We start from the raw sequence: 17,680 nt of genomic DNA on the forward strand, positions 1-17,680 counted from the left end.
TTCGCCGCCTTGCTGAACCAGGCGGCAATGTTGGCGAAGGCGTCGTTGCTCGCCTGCTCGGCGAGGTCCCTGACGCGACAGGCGGGGTTGAGGGCGTTGGGGCCGGTGCAGCTCACGGTCAGCTCACCCGAGTGGACGTGTAGTTGACCAACGTGACGAAGCCGTACCCGGCGCGGGTGGGGGGACCCTCGAGATTGAGCAGGACGCTCACGCTGTACGTCGAGGTCTCGTCGGCTCCGTGGATCACGGTGACTTCCGCATCGACCTGACGGGCCGTGATGCCGGGATCGGTGATCTCGCCATTGGCCACCGCCATGCTCCACTCGTAGGGCTCTGACACCTTGACGATCGAGGCGGTTGAACTCGCGCCTCGCTTCGCCAGTGACTTCCAGCTGTCAGCGGAGGGAACAGGTGCCCGGCCGTTCACGCCGTCCTGGACTGATGCCACCGCGAGCCGCGACCGGAGAGTCGGAGGCAGCAGCCCGACGACAAGGGGCTCACTCGTGGTGGCTGCCTCGGACTGGATCCAGCGAAGACACTCGTCGCGAGGCCGTCGGTAGTCCTGGGTCAATAGCCGCTGCACGAATGCAGCGGCGTAGAGGTCCGGCTGCAGCTTCGCCGTGTCGGAGACAGGCGGATAGGCGGACGATGTCGCGGCGGGGGGCGGGACTACCGAGGCAATACGCGCCAGCGCGATGTCCAGGTCGGACTCCGCACGGGACGCAGCCGAGAGAGTTGCACGGTCCTGCATAGCGGTGCGCGGCGCTGGCTGAACCCCCACGTCCGACGGTGGCCGTGGCGTCGAGCCGTCCGCAATGAATAGACCCGCGCACGCAAGCAGGGTTGCGGTGGCGAACAGTCCAACTATCGCGACGAAGCGGTAGCGATGGATCGGGAGCCGAGGAGTCATGACAGGTGGCTGCCCTGTGCGTTGAAGAAGTTCACGAGGAAGGTGGCACCGCCGACGAGGAAGGAAGCGGCGAGCGCGACGAGAACGCCTGACTTGCCCTTGCCTGCGACGTGGGGGTTGCCCGAGTGGGCTCCGATGGCCCAGGCGATCGCGGAGATCGCGATCCCTGCGACGGAAGCCACGAGCCCGAAGGTCAGGAGCGCGCCCACGATGTTCTCGAGGGCGGCAATGCCCGGCAGCCCTGAGCGGTTCGGCTTGATGTCGATGTAAGGGAACATGTTGTCCTTCGCTGTCGTGACCGAAGTGGTAGTTCTCTGCCGAAGTGGTAACCGCTGGGCGGGTACACCATGAGTTGCGGGGAGACGGCTCGTCCCGATCAGGCAATGTGCCGCAGCGCGGAGACGCCGCCACGCGTCAGGGACGCGTACGTCACGACCTTCACGACATCGCCGGTCTTCGGCGCCTGAACCACCAATCCGTGGCCGATGTACATACCCACGTGGCCCGGCGCGCTGATGGTTCCGTCGGAGCCGGGGATGAGGACAAGGTCCCCAGGGGCGAGCCGGCCCTCTGTGACCGGGGTGCCCTCGTGCATCTGCGTGTATGTCGTGCGCGTCAGGCGTCGACCACCGGAAGCCCACGCGGCGACCATGAGACTTGAGCAGTCGTATGCCGCAGGCCCGTTCGCGCCGTACACGTACGGCTTCCCAACCTCCGTGAGGGCGAAGGCGACAGCCGCAGCGGCAGCGGCCGATGTCTCAGCGGGAATCGCGTAGTCCTTCGGGAGGCCATGTCGTCCGAGGCTGCCCGCGGCGGGGGTGCCAGTAACGGAGCCGCCACAGTTCTCGCGCCGCGCGTCGATCTCGACCTGGTCGGCTATGCGCCGTGCGAGGGGGAGCTGAGAGCGATAGTTCGAGCCGTCGGCGAAGGCTGACACCTGGACCGCCTGCGCGACCTCCCACGGGAGGCGGCGCTCCCAATTGCGCTGTGCGAGGAGACGATCGAGGAAGAGGTTGGTTGACGCGATCGGGTCCATCCGCTGGCTCGCCCGACCCCATGATCGACGTTGCTGGAAGATCCCGAGGGAGTCATGGTCTGATCCCACTCCGTCATGTGCGTATGCCGCACCCTCCGGATCGTGGGGGTTGGCCAGTACCCGCAGTCCCGACTCCGCGAGCCCCGACATGACGGCTATGACGGCGGCGTCATGACCGCCTCGGGCAGAGGCTGTTGCGGCCACCACTCGCGCGTTGGCTGCGGATGCGGCTGAGAGTCCCGTGATGGTCCCTGTGGTTGAGCAGAGTGACCCGGCCAGGGTGCCGCGCTGAGGCGGGATCTCGCTGCTGACGCTGACGAGGGCGATGCCGCCGGTGGCGCCCATCAGTGACGTGACGGTTGCAACGGCCACCAAGACTGGGGAGAAGTTCATGGTCGGACTAGCCGAGATCGGATACACGATCGGCCGGTGGTCGCCTGCCGCCGTCCCTCATTCACCAGCCGCCACGGTCTGACGCAGCGCGGCCAACTGCCGTGCCTGCCGCAACACGTAGCGCCGTTCCCCTGAAGTCAAGGCAGAGTCCGTCGCGAATAGCAGGAGAAGGCCCCGCCACCCCGACGTCGATCCGGCCATGAGCCTGTGCATGATCCGCCGCTGGGCGGGGGAGTAGCCCAGCGCCTCGAGCATCGCGTGGGTCACGGCCCGCGAGTTGGGGCCGGCCTTGCTCGTCGAAACCGTCAACATGGGATCCGCAGCTCCGGCGGCCTTGGCCGCGTCGATGCGTGACACGAGCACTTCAAACGCGGCCTGAATATGGCTCGGGTCCAAGGGATCCCAGATGACCTGGTTCCGGCACCAGGCTTCGAAAGTCATCATCACGCGACCTCGCTATCAACGAAGTTCACGGGCTCGCCGGCGACGACGCCTGTCATCCCGTGCAGGGCATCCTCTTGCGCCCTTCTTGCTGACCCGTGCTTGCCGCGAACAGCGACACCGCGAAGCATGCGGAAGAGCTCGACCTTGTCCAACTCGCGTGCTTCGCGTTCGTGCTCACCGAGCCAGGACATGGCAGCCAGGAGTTCGTCCTGACGGGCGTCCTCGCCCCCAACCTCCTGCGGGGTCAGTGATCCCATGGGGCAGGCGACTGCACGACCGCGTGTGCAGATTGAATCCTGGACGACCAGCCAGAGGCTGTCGCGTTCGGAGCTGGGCCACCGCAATGGTGGTGTGGCCTCGAGAGCTCGCTGGAGAGCTGTGGCGGCGTTGTCGGTTGCATTCGTGGATCTCATGACCCCTCCATCTAGAGACTGGAACACTGAGATAGTGAGTGAAACTATGACGCAAGGCTAGAGTTTGGATATGACACTGTGGATAACTGAGGCGAAGCGCTGGGCTCTGGGATAGAGCCTCTGTCTGCCCTTGACCCCCTATCCTTGGCGGGTGGCCAGAGATGAGGTCGAGGAGCTGACACTGCTGGTGTCCCGAGAGGTCCGGGCTTGGATGGCCCGTCGAGACGTCAAGCAGGAAGCGTTGGCGAAGGCTCTTGGGATCACGCAGCCCTCCCTCTCAATGCGGCTTCGGGGGCGGACCCGATGGACGGTCCAGGACTTGGCGACCGTCTCCCGAGTCCTCGACGTTCCGGTGTCCGAGCTTCTGTCCACGCTGGATCGCTGACTCTGCCTGCCGGACAACGCGCTCGACGGGGCGTCCCCGTCGGCGGTGGCAAAGCGCGTCGAGGTCCTGAAGGCTCATCGCGCTCAGTCTGTTGGCGTCCGTCTCAAGGATTTCGGCCAAGGTCGCAATGAATTGCCTGGGATCCTTCGGCATCGCTCCTCCTCCCTGCTGGCTGTTTGGACAGCCTGCGGCGGGGGAGACGCCTTGCTACGCAATGGAGTACTACCCGCACAAAAGTGCGGGTGGCTTCCTGGCGGCGACTTGGCCCAAGCGGGCCGCGGGATCGGCTCGCCCAGGGGGATGGGGGCGCAGAGGCCGGACCTGCGCATGAGTGAGCGCGTCCCTTGGCCCACCTTTGGCGCGTCCCCGAGCTGCTGCCTACCGCCCACATAGACGCAGGCATGACAGCCGCATGCTCGCGATAGTCACCCCGCCAAAAATGGGCTTGTACGAGGGCGTGTCCCCCGGGGCAGGGTGCGACGCGGCAAGCATGGGGGCTCGATACTCCGGCATTGTGCTCAGATAGACAACGGCAACGGACATCCGGCAGACGAGCCCCCACATCTGGGCCATTCATCGCCAACTTCGCCCAGAGCTGCTGCGAGAACGGCCCAACGCCAGAATCGACTGAGCTTCACGCGCATGCGGCAGCCGGGGGGCGACCGGTCTCGATTTCGGCTAGTGAGACGGGGATGCCGCGCGTGTCTGAGAGAACCGGAACGGTTCGCGTCGATGGAGCGACAGAAGGATGTGTCAGCAGCTGCCGCCTCAACCGCCTCACCAGAAAGCGAGAACTTCCATGGCTAGCAAGCCCATCTCCACCGACCTGACGGTCCTGACCCAGGGCATCAACGTCGACATCGAGTCCATTGCCCCGACCCGCTCCTTCGGGCCGGACTCCTACGACGTGGCGAACTCCACCATCACCGCTACCGTCCAGGTGCCGGCTGAGCAGGAGTACCGCCTCGTCTTGGCGGCCAACACCGAGGGTGGCACGTCCGCCTTCGTGCGCGTGGTCTCGGCCACCGACAGCGACTTCGACCGCACCGCCACCTTCAAGCGCCTCAAGAAGGCCGACGCCGAACTGCTCAAGCCCATCCTGGCCAAGCAGGGCATCACCCTCGACCCGGCCCAGAACGAACGCAAGCAGCTCGAGGCACTCGTGTCCGGTTACAAGGTCGCCGACATCACCATCCCGGCTGGTCAGCAGGTCCTGCGCATCCACGCCAGCGAGCGCCTCATGCCCCTGGAGGGGAACACCCGCCGGTACCGCTTCAAGATGTACGCCCCGCAGCTGTCGTTCAACCCGGTCGGCAACGTCCACCTCGGCGTCAGCGTCGTCTTCCCACTCGACTTCACGGCCAGGGCCACGATCGACACCCCCATCGTCGAGGCCCTGCCAGGCCAGCCGGCTGTGAACACGGTTGGCGGGAACCCGGTCGACCTCGGGGAGCAGCGGGCGTACGGGTGGGGCTTCAAGGCCGACCCCGTCATCACCATCGGATACACCTACAACTGAGCTCGCTGATCCACGACCGTCCTGTGGCTTCCGACCAGTTCACCAGTGCCCCTGCCGCAATGCCCTGCGGCAGGGGCGCGGTGGCGGCCGGGCCGGCCCGTGCCGAGCGTCAGTCCCCGCACGTAGCCGCCGTCGTGACGGTCGAGGGCCGCGGCGCCTGCAGTAGCATGCTTTTCCGGGGGCAGGGGATTCGCGGTGGTGTCTGTGGCGAGAACTGCTCGGTGCCGCCCCGTGGCGGAGCACCATCGAGGGAGGGCGGTTCGCGTGGAAGCAGCACGCCTAGCCCAGCAGCGCCGCCGATCCCTGCGGCGGATCCCACCCAGGCCCGCCGCGAACGTGTGTTGGCGCGGCCGCACGGTGGTCATGGCCGCGATCGGACAGCAGGTGGTCAAGTGACAGCGACCAGCTCACCTTCGCCTGACCCGGCGACGTTGGTGCCCGGAGCGGTCTGGCACGTGCAGTCCTGGGTGTTGTCGGGTGGCGATGTGAAGCCTGCGCGCCCAGTCGTCATCGTGCAGGGACCCCGCCATGGTGTGGCCCTGGTGATCGTGTGGGCGCGCACGACCGACGTGAGGGTTCCCGGGGTGTTCACACCTGCTCGAATCCTGAGGCGGCTGACGAAGGATGGGGTGGTCGCCCCACGACACCAGCACGCCATCGACATCTCACTGCTGAGCGAACCGACCTGCGAGTTCCTCGGCATCCTGCCCGAGCCGTACCTGTCTCAGGTCATCGCAATGTGGGAGGCGTCCTGATGAGCGCATACGAGGAGATGGTGGCCACGGGGCAAGCTGGCCCGCAGACGCTGCGCATGCTGCTCGACGTCACAGCACAGACCGTGCGGTCACGTAATTACCCGGACCCCGGCCGGCTTGGCCGATGGACCCAGGACGACGTGGCGGAGCTGGCGCACGAAGTGGCGCTTGGGTTCTGCGGAGGGACCACGTTCGTTGACGAACTGCTGTCGACCGCGGTGGACGAGAACAGTCTGCGAGCGGTCGTTTCGCGCCGTGTGCGGACTGCGTTCGCCGACCGGTCCCGCAAGACTGACACTGGGCACCTGGCCAACCGGGTGAGGAAGCTGCTGACGGCATCCACCGACACGTTCACTTCCCTGCCGGGTCGCCGCTGGGCGCTTGCGACAGACGCGGTCTCACCCGCGGTGCCCGGCTCGGTGGAGGCGACCGCTGTTCCGTTCGACGCCTTGTTGCGCGCCGCGTTCGCCGTCGAGCACGTCGTTCTGACCCGTTGGAGCGAGGACGTTGACCGCCGCTCCCCGTTTGCTTCAGCAGGAGACCTGTCCCTCCTGCTCGAAGCAGTGCTTGAACGAGCGCAGCACCCGCTCGGTGAATCCACCCTCGTGAAGGTGCTGGCCGAGTACTTCGGGTTGAACCCGGACCACGTCCCCCTGGACAGCCCCAGCACTGTCGTGGAACCTACTCCTGCACCGGATGCAGCCACACAAGCAGTGAGCGCCGTGCTCGCCGACGTCATCTGGGGTCAGCTGACCGAGGACGAGCGTGCCATCGTCCCGTACCTCGAAGACTCGTTGAGCACCGCGGCGCAGCAGCTGGGGTGGAGCAAGACACGGACCCACCGCGTACGCACCGCGACCCGCACCGTCCTCGCGCGCGCCCTGCACCTGGACGTCCCCGCGCCGACTGCCCACGACGCCATCACCGGCGCCGACGCCCTGCAATATCTGCAGCAACTTGCTACGACCGCATCCAACCTCGGTGCACAGGCGCAGCCGCCAAGCACGCCTACTGCCTCGTCCGCTGACACCGACCACAGAACTGGAGGTGCCTCATGAACGACCACCCGAATGTTGCAGCCTTCGAAGAAACGAAATGGTGTGATGGCCCGACAGATATCGTTGTGACCCCGAACAAGCACGACGCTGCACTCACTTTCCAGCCCACGCCCGCCCACGCCGAAGCGGGCCCCAACGGCTGTGCGGAGAAGGACTCATGACCACCGACCCGGCGAACGCGTTCATCGAACTTGAGGCGATGCTGAGCGCACAGTCGCCGTCGGTCGTTGCCGCAGCATTGGCCAACACCTCGCCCACCAGCCCGGACATGACCGTTCCCACCCCGCAGCCGGGCGAGTGCTGGCTCCTGCGATGGGACGACACCATCGCGCTTGTCGTCATCACGCGCGCCTTCGAAGACCACCTTCTGGTCATGCCCATCAACGTGGATCCGTCAGCGGCTGATGAGACCGCGCTCGTCATTCCCGGCACGCACGCAAATTTCGCCCGCGACGTCGCGGTGTTCGCCATGCTCGAAACGGGTGTCGGCCCATGGGTTCTGTACCGGCATGTCACCACCCTCCTGACGACGCATCAAGTTGGGCAGGTACGCACCTGGATGCGTCAAGGAGACGCCGCAGCCCTACCGGAGGGCTGGCATGCTGGAACACCAACCCGAGATGACGCGCACCCGCGCCGAATGGCGCGCCACGAGCTCGCAGACCGCATCGCCGCCTTGGGYGAAACAGACTGGATGGAACCAGCCTGGTCTCGACACCCCGACGAACAGCCTGCCTCCATCGGGCAGGATTCCTTGCGCGACATCGCTGCAGCGTTGGGCGGACCCGCGCAGCGCGCCCTTGCCATCGCCCGCGGCGATGTCACCGCGACCGCTGAGGAGCAGGAGAAGCTGCGTGCGGCCGGCATTCCCCTGCCCAAGGCCCCCCAGCCACCGGTAGATGTCATCGCCGAACTGGACAGTCCCACCCAGAAGGTCGCCCTGCTCACCATTGCGAAGATGCGAGGAACAGGTGAAGGTCCGACCCGCGTCACGCTCGCGCAAGCCCAGTACGGGCTCGCCGCGCGACGCAGCAGCGCACAGGACCGAACCGTGTCCAATGACGTCCTGCTGCTGCGGGAACGTATCAACGACGAGATTGCCTCCACGCGATGACTCCATCGCCACCTGAAGTCCCGCGCGAACTGGCACGCCGATTCGATACGCGAGCGGTTAAGCGGCAGGCCGTCGCCATGGTGAATCGTCTCGAGGCCAACCACCCCGGCCTGGTCGCTGAGCTACGGCAGGACCCTCTGGCAACCCTCGAAGCGTTTACCGAGGTGGCGTTCCGCGTCGACGGCGGACCGGTCGGCGGCGGCTGCAGTGTCCTCGGTTCGTACAGCACGAACCACCACCCTCCCCAGATCACAGTCACGAACACGGGCAATGTGCCGCAGATGCGGTACTCCGCCCTGCACGAACTCGGCCACCACGAGCAGCAAGGTGACCTGGAGTGGGGCCTGGCGGCCCTGATACAGGCCGACCGAGACCGCGCTCGCCGGCTTGAGGAGCAGGTGTGCGAGGCGTTCGCCGCGCAAGTTCTACTAGGTGACGACGTAGTCCTAGAGGTCATCGGCGATGGCGTGCCGACAGCATCGGCGATCGCTGACCTGCACGCGCACACTGGGGCCAGCCGGTCTGCGTGCGCCGTTGCGGTCGTGCAGCTGTTGCGGGCAGACGGCTTGGTGATGGTGGCAACCGCCCACGACCGGGCCCAGTTCTTCTCCGCCGCCGCTGGGGACATCATCGTGCCCAAACGTGGAACGGTTCAGGCGGCCGAAAGCGTTGTCGCTCGGGCGACTACGGCCGGTAGCGCCCGCTCTCGTGACGACTCCGTCATGTACGGCACGGGCCGCACCCTTGACGGGTTCGCGGCAGACGCTGTCCGCGACGGTGAGTATGTGTACGCCGTCTTCACTTCTGGGCGCCCTGGCTGGGTCAGCGGGGCGTACGCGCCCGGGCGGCTTCGGTGGGGGTCCAAGGAAGTGCACTGCCCGTGTGGCTCGACGTTCGAGTCCGGAAGCGGGTCAGGGTGCGATGTGTGCGGACGCTACGACCGGTGTCCAGACTGCGGGCGGTGCGTCTGCCAAGGGGAGAAGCAAACGACCAAGGCGTGCACCCAGTGCAACCTCGAGTGGCCCTTGAGCCGGTTCGCTGTCGGCAGCCCCATCTGCAACGACTGCGCCTAGCGCCGACGCCCTAACCGGGCGACAGGCCCTGACCAACCTGGCGGCCGAGGTGAGAGCACTTCGACATGACATCGCGGCCTGCGACGGGAAACCAAGGAGGGATGCGGTAGGCCCCTCCTCATCCCATGGTCCGAAATCCCGCGTCAAGCATTCCTACGCTCGAGTGCCTAGGCTCCGGGAAGACTACGAATGTGATCCTGACACCCGCAAAGACGAGCGGCGGTCCCCGACGCCGGCTGACGCAGCAAATCGTCAGACGCCCCGGCATGCGGATCGCAGCCCTATCGCGGCTCGCCGTGAACCCGGGTAGGGCCCAGGGTCGAGCGGTCGACCTGGGTCGGCTTCGTCGGACCTTGCGAAACGCCCGCAGGCCGCTACCCGTCGAGGTTAGCCTCACGGTGGGGTAACTAAGGGGGACATCATGCGCCAAACCGCCGCCGTCACACTGTTCAGTGCCGCCCTCATGCTGGCCGCATGCGGTGGCCCGGGTGGCCCGGTGGCCGCTACGACCACACCGACCACGCCAACCAGCATCAGCTCAACCAGCAGCAGCTCGAGCAGCACCACTACGACGAACACGCCAAGCACGACGACCGCTATCACCGTCCCACCGCCCGCCTCCGAGTACGAGTTCTCCTGTTACGACGCCGACAGCAACGAGGTCGCGGTGGCCAGCATGGCCGAAGTCATCAAGCAGAAACTCACCATCTGTGACATCACCGTCAAGGAGACGCACAAGCCCTCCGCGAACGAGATTCGTGCCGTCAGGGAATACCGGTTGTTCAACAGCGGTGAGACAACGCAAGGGGCGCTCGAGACGATGCTCGGCATCTGCGTCGATGATGAGCCGCTCGAGGAGCAAGCCCCTTGGGACAACCATGTCCTGCGAGGCACGCTCATGCTGTGTCCCAAGTCGCCCCGCGCGGCGGAGATGAAGACCAAGACGAGCGGGAACACAATCGACGACGGCGACTACGCGGTCGGCGTGGACATCAATCCGGGCACGTACCGCACAGCCAAGGGGATGAGCGACTGCTACTGGGAGCGGACCACGAAGGGTGGTGCCACCATCGCAAACGACTTTGTCACGTACGCTCCAGCCGGGGTCACGGTCACGATCCGCCCGTCCGATGGAGGGTTCTCCTCCGAGGGCTGCGGCCCGTGGAAGCGGGTCAGGTGACGGGCTTCATCGCTTCCGCCACGTAGAGCGCTGATAAGCCGCCGGCGTGCGTCTCTTCGCCGCTGGGGGCCGCTCCTCACGTGACACGCGGGTGCGGCATGAGCATGCCGGCGGACGTCTGGTGACATCGGTCCTGGGTCGGTCGCCCTTCACGGCCCACGCGTCGGCCCAACAACGGCCCGGAGTCGTTGTCGAGACCCCAAAACGTGCGCAATTGACCACACCCGACGGTACGGTCAGCCCTGTCACACCAGCACCAGCGCAGGGGATCGATATGGCCGAGCAGTCTTGGCATGAAGCACGCCTCATTCCGACGTCCGGGATCAACGGAGCCGATGAGCAGGAGCGGCGGGCAACCTCCGCATTGCTTGCCGTTCTCGGCGCTGTCCGCGAGTACGGCTGGGCGCTGTTGAAGCCGCTTGGTGCGTCCGCGGGCGCCATCGGGTGCTACATCGAGGTCCCGTTTCTCCTTGGGGAGAAGAAGCTTTACCCCGACGGCCTCATCCGCGTCTCTCGCGGGACGAAGTCGTGGACGGCGCTGGTGGAGGTCAAGACCGGCAGCAACGAGCTTGCGGTCGAGCAGTTGGAGAACTACCTCGACATCGCCCGCGAGCACGGATTCGATGCGGTCATCACCATCTCTAATGAGATCCCCGCCATCGCCGGGCAGCACCCCACCAAGGTCGACAAGCGCAAGCTCCGCAAGGTCGAGCTTCACCACCTGTCGTGGTCTCAGGTCTTGGCCGAAGCCGTCATGCAGAAGGAGTTCCGCGGCGTCGCCGACCCCGACCAGGCGTGGATTCTTGGGGAGCTCATCCGCTACCTCGAGCACGACCGGTCCGGTGCGATGGACATGGATGACATGGGCGAGTCCTGGACCGGCGTACGCGACGCCGTCGCCGCCGGGACATTGCGGCCCAACGACAAGGGCATCGCCAGCGTCGTCGCACGGTTCGATGCGCTGCTGCGGTTCGCGAGCCTGAACCTCGGCAAGCGCCTGGGCACCGAGGTCGTGCCCGTCCTGAGCCGCAAGGAGCTGACCGACCCCACCCTGCGGGCCCAGGGCCTCACTCAGCAGCTGTGCGCAAATGGGCAGCTGTCCGGCGCCATCCGCATCCCCGACACGATCGGCCAGCTGGTCGTCACCGCAGACCTGCGCTCCGGCCGGGTGAGCTGTCACGTCGACCTCGACGCCCCCCGAGACGGACGCCCAACCACCCGAGTGAACTGGCTCGTGCGGCAGCTGAAGAATGCTCCCGACAGTGCCCGTGTGGAGTGCTTCGTGGCTCACTCGCGGGGGTCGAGCGCCGCAGAGCTGCTGCGCACCGTGCGGGAAACCCCGGCCGTACTGGTCACCGACCCGGCCAAAGACATCCGCTCCTTCCGCATTGCCACCTCGAGCACCCTCGGCACAAAGCGCGGCCGCGGCCGCGGTGCCTTCATCGATTCCGTCCTTGCGGCGGTCGATTCCTTCTACGCCGAGGTCCTAGGCGATCTCAAAGCCTGGTCTGCCGCGCCGCCCAAGCTGCGGCAGCCGGCCCTAACCGACGTCGAGGACGTGGAGGCAACCCGACCGGCAAGCTTGGCTTCGACCGACTACTCCTCACAGGACGGACCGACCAACGATGCCGCGGACTCCACACGACCGGCCATCCCGGCGACGGTCACCACGGGCCATGTCGAGTCGGTGCAGACATCGGGGCCAGAGCTCACCAACGAGGGCAAATACTCGGGCAGTGGCCAGACCGAAGCCGCCCATCTGGCCGAGGGCCTGACAGGGGAGGTCAAGGCATGACCGACGACAACGCGACCGCCCCTACGCCGGTCGGCGACAACCTCGAAGACCTGACAATCGAGGTGGAGCTCACAGGCGAGCGCGCTCAGCGCGAGATCGACAACGCAGTCACTGGCCGCCGTCGACTTGCCCGCAAATACGTCCTCCGGCTGCGCCGCCGCAACCCTGAGGGAACACCCGCCGAGATCATCACGATGCTTCAGCGTCACTACATCACCGCGATCAGTGTTGCCGGTGCGGCAATCACCGTAGGGACCGTCGCCGCCGAGGTCGGAATCGCCATGATCCCCGGAGTTGGTGCCGCTGCCGCAGGCAGCAAGGCAGCGGCAAAGGAAGCTGGCAAGAAGGTCACAACAGTGGCGGCAAAGCAGACGATGAAGGCCGCAAGAATGACAGCAACTCTGGGATTGGCGAAGACTGGAGCGCAGAGAGCCGCCGCCCTGCTACCCGCCGGTGACGCCCAGCTGCAATTCGAGATCACGGCAATCTTCGCGCTGGCGGTCGCGGACATCCACGGGCTCGAGTACGACCAGCAGCAGGCGCATGCGCTGGTGTATGGCCTCTCGAATGGACGAGTCAGCCAGCAGCAGATCGCCACCATGGCGACAGATCTGGCCGAGCCATCCACTACGGATAACGCCAACGTTAGCCATTCCGTCACCGGCGGACGGAACGACTGGTCCCACTGGGCGAACACGCTCGCGGACTCGCTGCCTGGCGGCGCCGCACAAAGCCTGGTGAAGGGCGTACAAACAGGGATTCTCGACGACGTGCGAGCCGGACTTGGTGACAAGCAGCAAGCCGCAGTTGATTACGGTGTTGGCGCGCTTGTGAGTGGTGCCACCAGATTCGTCTTCGGCCGTGAGGTCGTTGAGGCTTCCCTCACGGCGTTCGCGGAGGCGCCGGAGTCATTTCCCGACTGTCTCAACGTCGCTGCCAGACCCGAGAAGCTCGGCGATGAATCCAGCCGTGGGTTGGAGGCCCTTGAGAATGCTGCAAAAGCAGTCGGCGTCCGCGTGAACACTGGAGCCGCTGCTGTTGGCGCCGGCGTCACGACGGCTGCTGGCGCCCTATCCCGCCCGTTCCGCAGTGTCGACCTCGACGGCGACGGTGTGCCGGACGAACCTCAGGCGCTCACGGTGGCGAAGGGCGCCGCCACCGCTGCTGGCGCAGTGGCCCGCCCGTTCCGCAGCATCGACCACGACGGCGACGGTGTGCCCGAAACACCTCAGGCCCTAGCGGCCGCCAAGGGCGTCGGTAAGGCGATCACATCCTCGTTCAAACACAAGCACAAGGCACTTGCCGCCGGCGACCACCAGCGGGAGCCGATGTCACCGCCGGTCATCTAGCGGCTCGACCAGACCTCCGGCGCGCGACCTACTGGGCCAGGGCCGCAGCAAGCGCCTCAAACAGGTGCGATCGAGCGCCGGCCAGGTCGTACTCGCCCCGTGAGCTGGCAGCGACCAGCGCCTCCAGCGGCCACCTGACCAGGACCTCGTGCCGCGCCGACAGCAACGCAACCTCGTCGAGGGAGTAGTCGTCGACCCAGTCGAGCAGGGCGTACGAGACAACCTGCTGCAGGTCCAGCTTCCTGAGGACGGAAGCCCGCACCGCCTTCACCTCAACAAGGGACCCGCCAAGGATGAGGTCCGCATCGGCGCCGCCCACCGCAGACGACCCGACAAAGGAAGGGCCGCGCACCACCGGCGTGTTCCCAGCCAGCGGAGCCAACGCAGACAGGGAGGCCCCCGACGTCGAAATGACGTCATCCACCCACGCCGGGTCGACACCTGCGAGCGCCTCATCCAGAGTGCGCGCACTCAGCAGCGACTCGTACCAAGGGTCCTCGACGCGCCTGATGCGGTACGCCTGGTCAGCCAACCCGACCAGACACGCCACCCGGGCCTCACGGTCAGGATCCACCCCGGGGCAGGGGCCGGCCATCTCAGCGGCCAGCTCGTCGAGCACGTTCGCGTTCGCCCCACACATCATGAGGAAGAGCTGACCGGGGAACGGACTGGCAACGCGAGCGAACTGCCACGTAATGCGCTCGTTGATGGCATGCCCAAGGGGGGTGTGGGGAAGGTCAGGGTTGAAGCGGGCAACCGCACCGCGCATCTGCGCCTTCCACGCGACGCGCGCATGCCGTCCCAGGTCAGGCAGCATCGTTTCCAAGGTCACCCGCAATGGGGAGGAGGAGCTCTCGAGTTCACGCTTGAGGGTCAACGGGTCTCCCTGGGTACCGGCGGGGTGGATGCGTGGAACGTACCCCCGACCCCCGACATGGAGCCGCAAGGCGATCCCACACGGAGCGGTGCGCCCTTGGTCGCTGGCGGGCCGCTTGTGGGGGGCACAGGGGGCGACGACCGCCGGTGCGGCGGCGACGTCTATCGAGCGCGTGTGCGGGGCCAGGCGTACAGGTCCTTCAAGGCGAGGGTCCGCGTCCCCGATCATTCCTGGCCCAGAACGTCTCGGGGGCACCCGCGCTTGCACACAGGCCTTCTACGTCTCACCGAGGCCGCAGGGACCTGAGCGCCGACCGACCCGAACGGCGACGAGCCTGGTGACCGTTGCCGGGCTCGGGCGCGTTGCTGGTACGCGGGGGTACCTTTCCCTGATGACCGAATCCGGCCGCAGCCCCCAGCAGGCAGCGTTCATCGTCGCCGTCCTCCAGAACGCCCACGAGCTCGTCGTCGAGGCGGAGATCTTGCTCCGTGCCGAGAAGTGGGCGCGCGCTTATGCCCTGGCAACGTTCGCCGTCGAGGAGGCCGGGAAGGCGTGGATGGCCGACTCGCACTTCGCCTTCGAGCCGTTGAAGAAGCTGGCACGGGCACGACATCCAGTGAAGCTCGCAGCGGCCAACGAAATGGTGAAGCTGTTCTACATGGTGAACGTCCGTGGGGAGATTGACGCGGAGGAGCTGTTCTCGGAGGAGAACGAGCAGATGGCGGAGGACGACTTCGACGCCCGCATGGCTGGCCTGTACGTCGACTTCGAGGACGGGGAGGTCGTGGGAGGGCCGGGCACGATGACGCCCGAACAGGCGCATATCACGACCGCCCAAGCTGGCGAGATCGTCCACATCGCGATGATCCTGCTCTGGTCGCGATACACACCGGACCGGGTGACCGGCGACCCGTGAACGCGCGATGTCCCCACCAWGTCGGCGGGGACATCGCGCCGGCCTCGGTCAGTGCCAGGAGTGACCCGCGCCGAATGGCACGGGTGAACGGCATCTTGACGTGGCTGGGGGCGCAGATTGCCGGCTTGCACATCCGGGGCAGGTCCACGGTCAAAGAACGACCCGATCCAGGCAGTTCATTCGGGCAGTCGTGGTGTCGGTCGGACCGGCTAACGTGATGCGCGCCGACGAGGAGCAGCCGAAGAGGGGCAACCATGAGCAACAACATCATCCGTCGAGACGGTGCGCATAGCCGTAATGGTGGGACGGGTGTCAGGCAGCTTGGTGATGAGCGGACGAGTATGAGTGCCGACACTCAGCCGCGGGCCACCGCTCACGCTTGGCCGTTCGTAAGTCATTCCGAGGGCCGCCAGGTTCGCCTCCACGGACGCACTTGCGCCAAGGGCTCCAGGGACACACTGGCGCCCTGCAACCACCAGTCCCCGCCGCGAGACAAGCGATAGAGGGTCGTTGTGCAGCACCTCTTCTACGATCTCGGGCAACAGAGGAAGGGCGCGACCGCAGTTGTCACGCTTGACAAGCAGGCCAACGTACAGCTCATGACTTCGTCTGCCTACCAAGCGTACAAGTCGGGCCGACAGTACCGATATCACGGAGGCCTTGCCAAGCAATCACCTGTACGCATTGCCATCCCGAGTAGTGGCCGATGGGTGGTCGTTGTCGACCTTGGCGGCTACGGCGGCCAAGTGCGCGCCGGCGTCCAGGTCCAGCCGCCACCGCGCGGCAATCTCCCCACGCTGCGCCAACAGGACAGACCCGCCCGGGACGTTGAGCTCCGTGAGCCCGTCGAACCGGAGGGCGACGTCCTCGGAGGACAGACGTGGGATGTGTTCCTTTCGCATGCGACAGAGGACAAGGAGTCGGTTGCCATTCCGCTGAGGGACGCACTTACGCAGCGCGGGGTGTCGGTCTGGCTGGATCGAACCGAGATCAAGATCGGTGACAGCCTCCGGCGGAAGATCGACCAAGGCATCCGATCGAGCCGGTTTGGGGTCGTTGTGTTATCGCCCTCCTTCTTCGCGAAAGGATGGACGAATCACGAGCTCGACGGGCTTGTCACCAAGACGGTTGCCGGAGAGCAGTCGATGCTTCCTATTTGGCACCAGATCAGCGCCGAGGGAGTCCGAGGTTACAGTCCATCGCTTGCAGACAAGCGCGCCTTAAGCACCAACGAGTTCGACATCGAGGAAATCGCCGACCAGATCGCGGATGCCGTACTGGGCACCGACGAGGACTGATGGGAGCACGCTGCGGCCATCGTGGGACGGCGAGCTTCGGCCTGGGGTTGCGTCACTTCGCCACCTCTGCCGTTCGGCGTGAAGACCTGTCACGCCCCTTCCTACTCGAGCATCCCGCGATCCATGGGTCAGGGCCGAGTTGCTTGCCACCGGTCACTCGGTGTGTCCACGTCCGCGCGCCGTCGCAGCCTGTGATCGTGGTGGCATGAAGCCTCACGTGATCTGGCCGACGGGTGGCACCGGAAGTGACCTCGCCGATGCGCTCGCCACGGCGGCAGCAGATGGCACCAACCGACTGTCAGGTACTGCTGGCGACATCGTCAACGGTTATCTGACGTGGGTGGCGAATCAGGTCAGGATGCTGCGAATGCGGCTAACTGCCGCCGACCTCGACCGGCTGCTCACGTCGCCCCGATATTGGGCGACGCTTGCCAACCCACTCGCTGTCACCTCGACCGTCTCCGCAGTGATGGACGAGGTCCAGTACCGGGCTCGCCTGATGAACGAAGCCGTGACCGAGCTGACTCAGGCGACCGAGGCGTGGCGACCCCTAGATGGCTCATATACCAACCTGGTCGTAGTGGACACCAACTTCTGGGTCGAGCAAGTGAACTCGTTCGACAACACCGACTGGCATGAGGTCGTCAACAATGCCGAGGGACCAAGTGCTCCTGCCATGCAGGACGAGCTCCGCCTTGTCGTTCCCATGCTCGTCATCGACGAGCTCGACTCGCTTGCCCACAAGAGCAATCTCCGCCCAAAGGTCACTGGCGCAACACGGTGGTTGTACAAGCATCTTGGGAACGCACCCGCGCGTCCCGCGCTGCTCACTGCAGCAACCGAAACGCGAGGTGCTGTCACCGCCCAACTTGTGTTTGAGCCGCACGCCCACACCCGGCTACCGAACAACGACGATGAGATAGTTGAAACCGCTGTGCGACTCCGTGACTTTCTCGGCCACCCGAGGGAGAAGGTCTTCTTTGTGACCTACGACGCTGGTGCGGCCTTCCGGGCAGGACAGGCAGGGCTGATGCCCCGGCTGATGACCAAGTAGTCTCGCCGCGTCTTTTCGCCGCATCAGCTCCGGCATTGCGCCCTCGCTCACGGTGGGATCTAGACTCCCGCCCTCGATGTGAGGGGACAGCGCCGACAAAGAGGGCACCAT

Annotated in this window: 18 protein-coding genes; 12 read left to right on the forward strand and 6 right to left on the reverse strand. The window is 66.0% G+C overall.

From position 1 onward, the window contains the following. Positions 1–118 precede the first annotated feature (118 nt). The 5 genes from AC1DWR_RS08170 to AC1DWR_RS08190 all read right to left on the reverse strand — a co-directional run bounded on the left by AC1DWR_RS08170 (position 119) and on the right by AC1DWR_RS08190 (position 3,040). Positions 119–316: a hypothetical protein gene (locus AC1DWR_RS08170; protein WP_477624200.1), complete on the reverse strand. Its 198-nt coding sequence runs from the start codon at positions 314–316 to the stop codon at positions 119–121. 590 nt (positions 317–906) lie between these two features. Then, a complete protein-coding gene (locus AC1DWR_RS08175; RefSeq protein ID WP_477615717.1) occupies positions 907–1,188 on the reverse strand; it encodes a DUF6112 family protein in 282 nt (93 codons plus the stop codon). Between the two features lie 98 nt (positions 1,189–1,286). After that, entirely contained in the window at positions 1,287–2,318 is a 1,032-nt protein-coding gene (locus AC1DWR_RS08180) for a C40 family peptidase (RefSeq protein ID WP_477624201.1), read from the reverse strand. A gap of 78 nt (positions 2,319–2,396) precedes the next feature. Next, complete coding sequence (locus AC1DWR_RS08185) at positions 2,397–2,786, reverse strand: hypothetical protein (RefSeq protein WP_477615719.1); 390 nt, start codon at positions 2,784–2,786, stop codon at positions 2,397–2,399. Next, the gene (locus tag AC1DWR_RS08190) at positions 2,783–3,040 is read right to left on the reverse strand and encodes a hypothetical protein (protein WP_477615720.1); all 258 of its coding nucleotides are present in this window, start codon (positions 3,038–3,040) and stop codon (positions 2,783–2,785) included. The genes AC1DWR_RS08185 and AC1DWR_RS08190 overlap by 4 nt, the downstream gene beginning before the upstream one ends. A gap of 307 nt (positions 3,041–3,347) precedes the next feature. Between AC1DWR_RS08190 and AC1DWR_RS08195 the strand changes: the two genes are divergently transcribed. The 9 genes from AC1DWR_RS08195 (at position 3,348) to AC1DWR_RS08235 (ending at position 13,424) form a co-directional block, all read left to right on the forward strand. Beyond that, positions 3,348–3,581, forward strand: coding sequence for a helix-turn-helix domain-containing protein (locus AC1DWR_RS08195; protein ID WP_477615721.1), 234 nt, complete (start codon positions 3,348–3,350; stop codon positions 3,579–3,581). Between the two features lie 799 nt (positions 3,582–4,380). Next, the gene (locus tag AC1DWR_RS08200) at positions 4,381–5,100 is read left to right on the forward strand and encodes a hypothetical protein (RefSeq protein ID WP_477624202.1); all 720 of its coding nucleotides are present in this window, start codon (positions 4,381–4,383) and stop codon (positions 5,098–5,100) included. A gap of 392 nt (positions 5,101–5,492) precedes the next feature. After that, positions 5,493–5,855: a hypothetical protein gene (locus AC1DWR_RS08205; RefSeq protein ID WP_477624203.1), complete on the forward strand. Its 363-nt coding sequence runs from the start codon at positions 5,493–5,495 to the stop codon at positions 5,853–5,855. Further along, the gene (locus tag AC1DWR_RS08210) at positions 5,855–6,913 is read left to right on the forward strand and encodes a hypothetical protein (protein ID WP_477624204.1); all 1,059 of its coding nucleotides are present in this window, start codon (positions 5,855–5,857) and stop codon (positions 6,911–6,913) included. Before AC1DWR_RS08205 ends, AC1DWR_RS08210 begins: the two co-directional genes overlap by 1 nt. 157 nt (positions 6,914–7,070) lie before the next feature. Further along, complete coding sequence (locus AC1DWR_RS08215) at positions 7,071–8,027, forward strand: hypothetical protein (protein WP_477624205.1); 957 nt, start codon at positions 7,071–7,073, stop codon at positions 8,025–8,027. Positions 8,028–8,104: 77 nt separating this feature from the next. Next, positions 8,105–9,100 carry an ImmA/IrrE family metallo-endopeptidase gene (locus tag AC1DWR_RS08220; protein WP_477624206.1) on the forward strand — a complete coding sequence of 332 codons (996 nt, stop codon included), beginning with the start codon at positions 8,105–8,107 and terminating at the stop codon, positions 9,098–9,100. 421 nt (positions 9,101–9,521) lie between these two features. After that, positions 9,522–10,280, forward strand: a complete 759-nt coding sequence (locus AC1DWR_RS08225) for a hypothetical protein (RefSeq protein WP_477624207.1) — start codon at positions 9,522–9,524, stop codon at positions 10,278–10,280. 274 nt (positions 10,281–10,554) lie between these two features. Beyond that, positions 10,555–12,075, forward strand: coding sequence for a hypothetical protein (locus tag AC1DWR_RS08230; RefSeq protein WP_477624208.1), 1,521 nt, complete (start codon positions 10,555–10,557; stop codon positions 12,073–12,075). Further along, positions 12,072–13,424 carry a hypothetical protein gene (locus AC1DWR_RS08235; RefSeq protein ID WP_477624209.1) on the forward strand — a complete coding sequence of 451 codons (1,353 nt, stop codon included), beginning with the start codon at positions 12,072–12,074 and terminating at the stop codon, positions 13,422–13,424. The genes AC1DWR_RS08230 and AC1DWR_RS08235 overlap by 4 nt, the downstream gene beginning before the upstream one ends. A 28-nt stretch (positions 13,425–13,452) precedes the next feature. Here AC1DWR_RS08235 and AC1DWR_RS08240 read toward each other — a convergent pair whose 3' ends face one another. Continuing rightward, complete coding sequence (locus tag AC1DWR_RS08240; protein WP_477624210.1) at positions 13,453–14,241, reverse strand: hypothetical protein; 789 nt, start codon at positions 14,239–14,241, stop codon at positions 13,453–13,455. A 451-nt stretch (positions 14,242–14,692) separates the two neighbouring features. Between AC1DWR_RS08240 and AC1DWR_RS08245 the strand changes: the two genes are divergently transcribed. The 3 genes from AC1DWR_RS08245 (at position 14,693) to AC1DWR_RS08255 (ending at position 17,569) form a co-directional block, all read left to right on the forward strand. Next, the gene (locus AC1DWR_RS08245; RefSeq protein ID WP_477624211.1) at positions 14,693–15,217 is read left to right on the forward strand and encodes an AbiV family abortive infection protein; all 525 of its coding nucleotides are present in this window, start codon (positions 14,693–14,695) and stop codon (positions 15,215–15,217) included. A gap of 512 nt (positions 15,218–15,729) precedes the next feature. Continuing rightward, on the forward strand, positions 15,730–16,515 hold the full coding sequence (locus AC1DWR_RS08250; RefSeq protein ID WP_477624212.1) for a DUF1883 domain-containing protein: 786 nt from the start codon (positions 15,730–15,732) through the stop codon (positions 16,513–16,515). A gap of 205 nt (positions 16,516–16,720) precedes the next feature. Further along, a complete protein-coding gene (locus tag AC1DWR_RS08255; RefSeq protein ID WP_477624213.1) occupies positions 16,721–17,569 on the forward strand; it encodes a PIN domain-containing protein in 849 nt (282 codons plus the stop codon). Positions 17,570–17,680: the final 111 nt, after the last annotated feature.

Source organism: Pedococcus sp. P2_E2 (assembly GCF_056403955.1).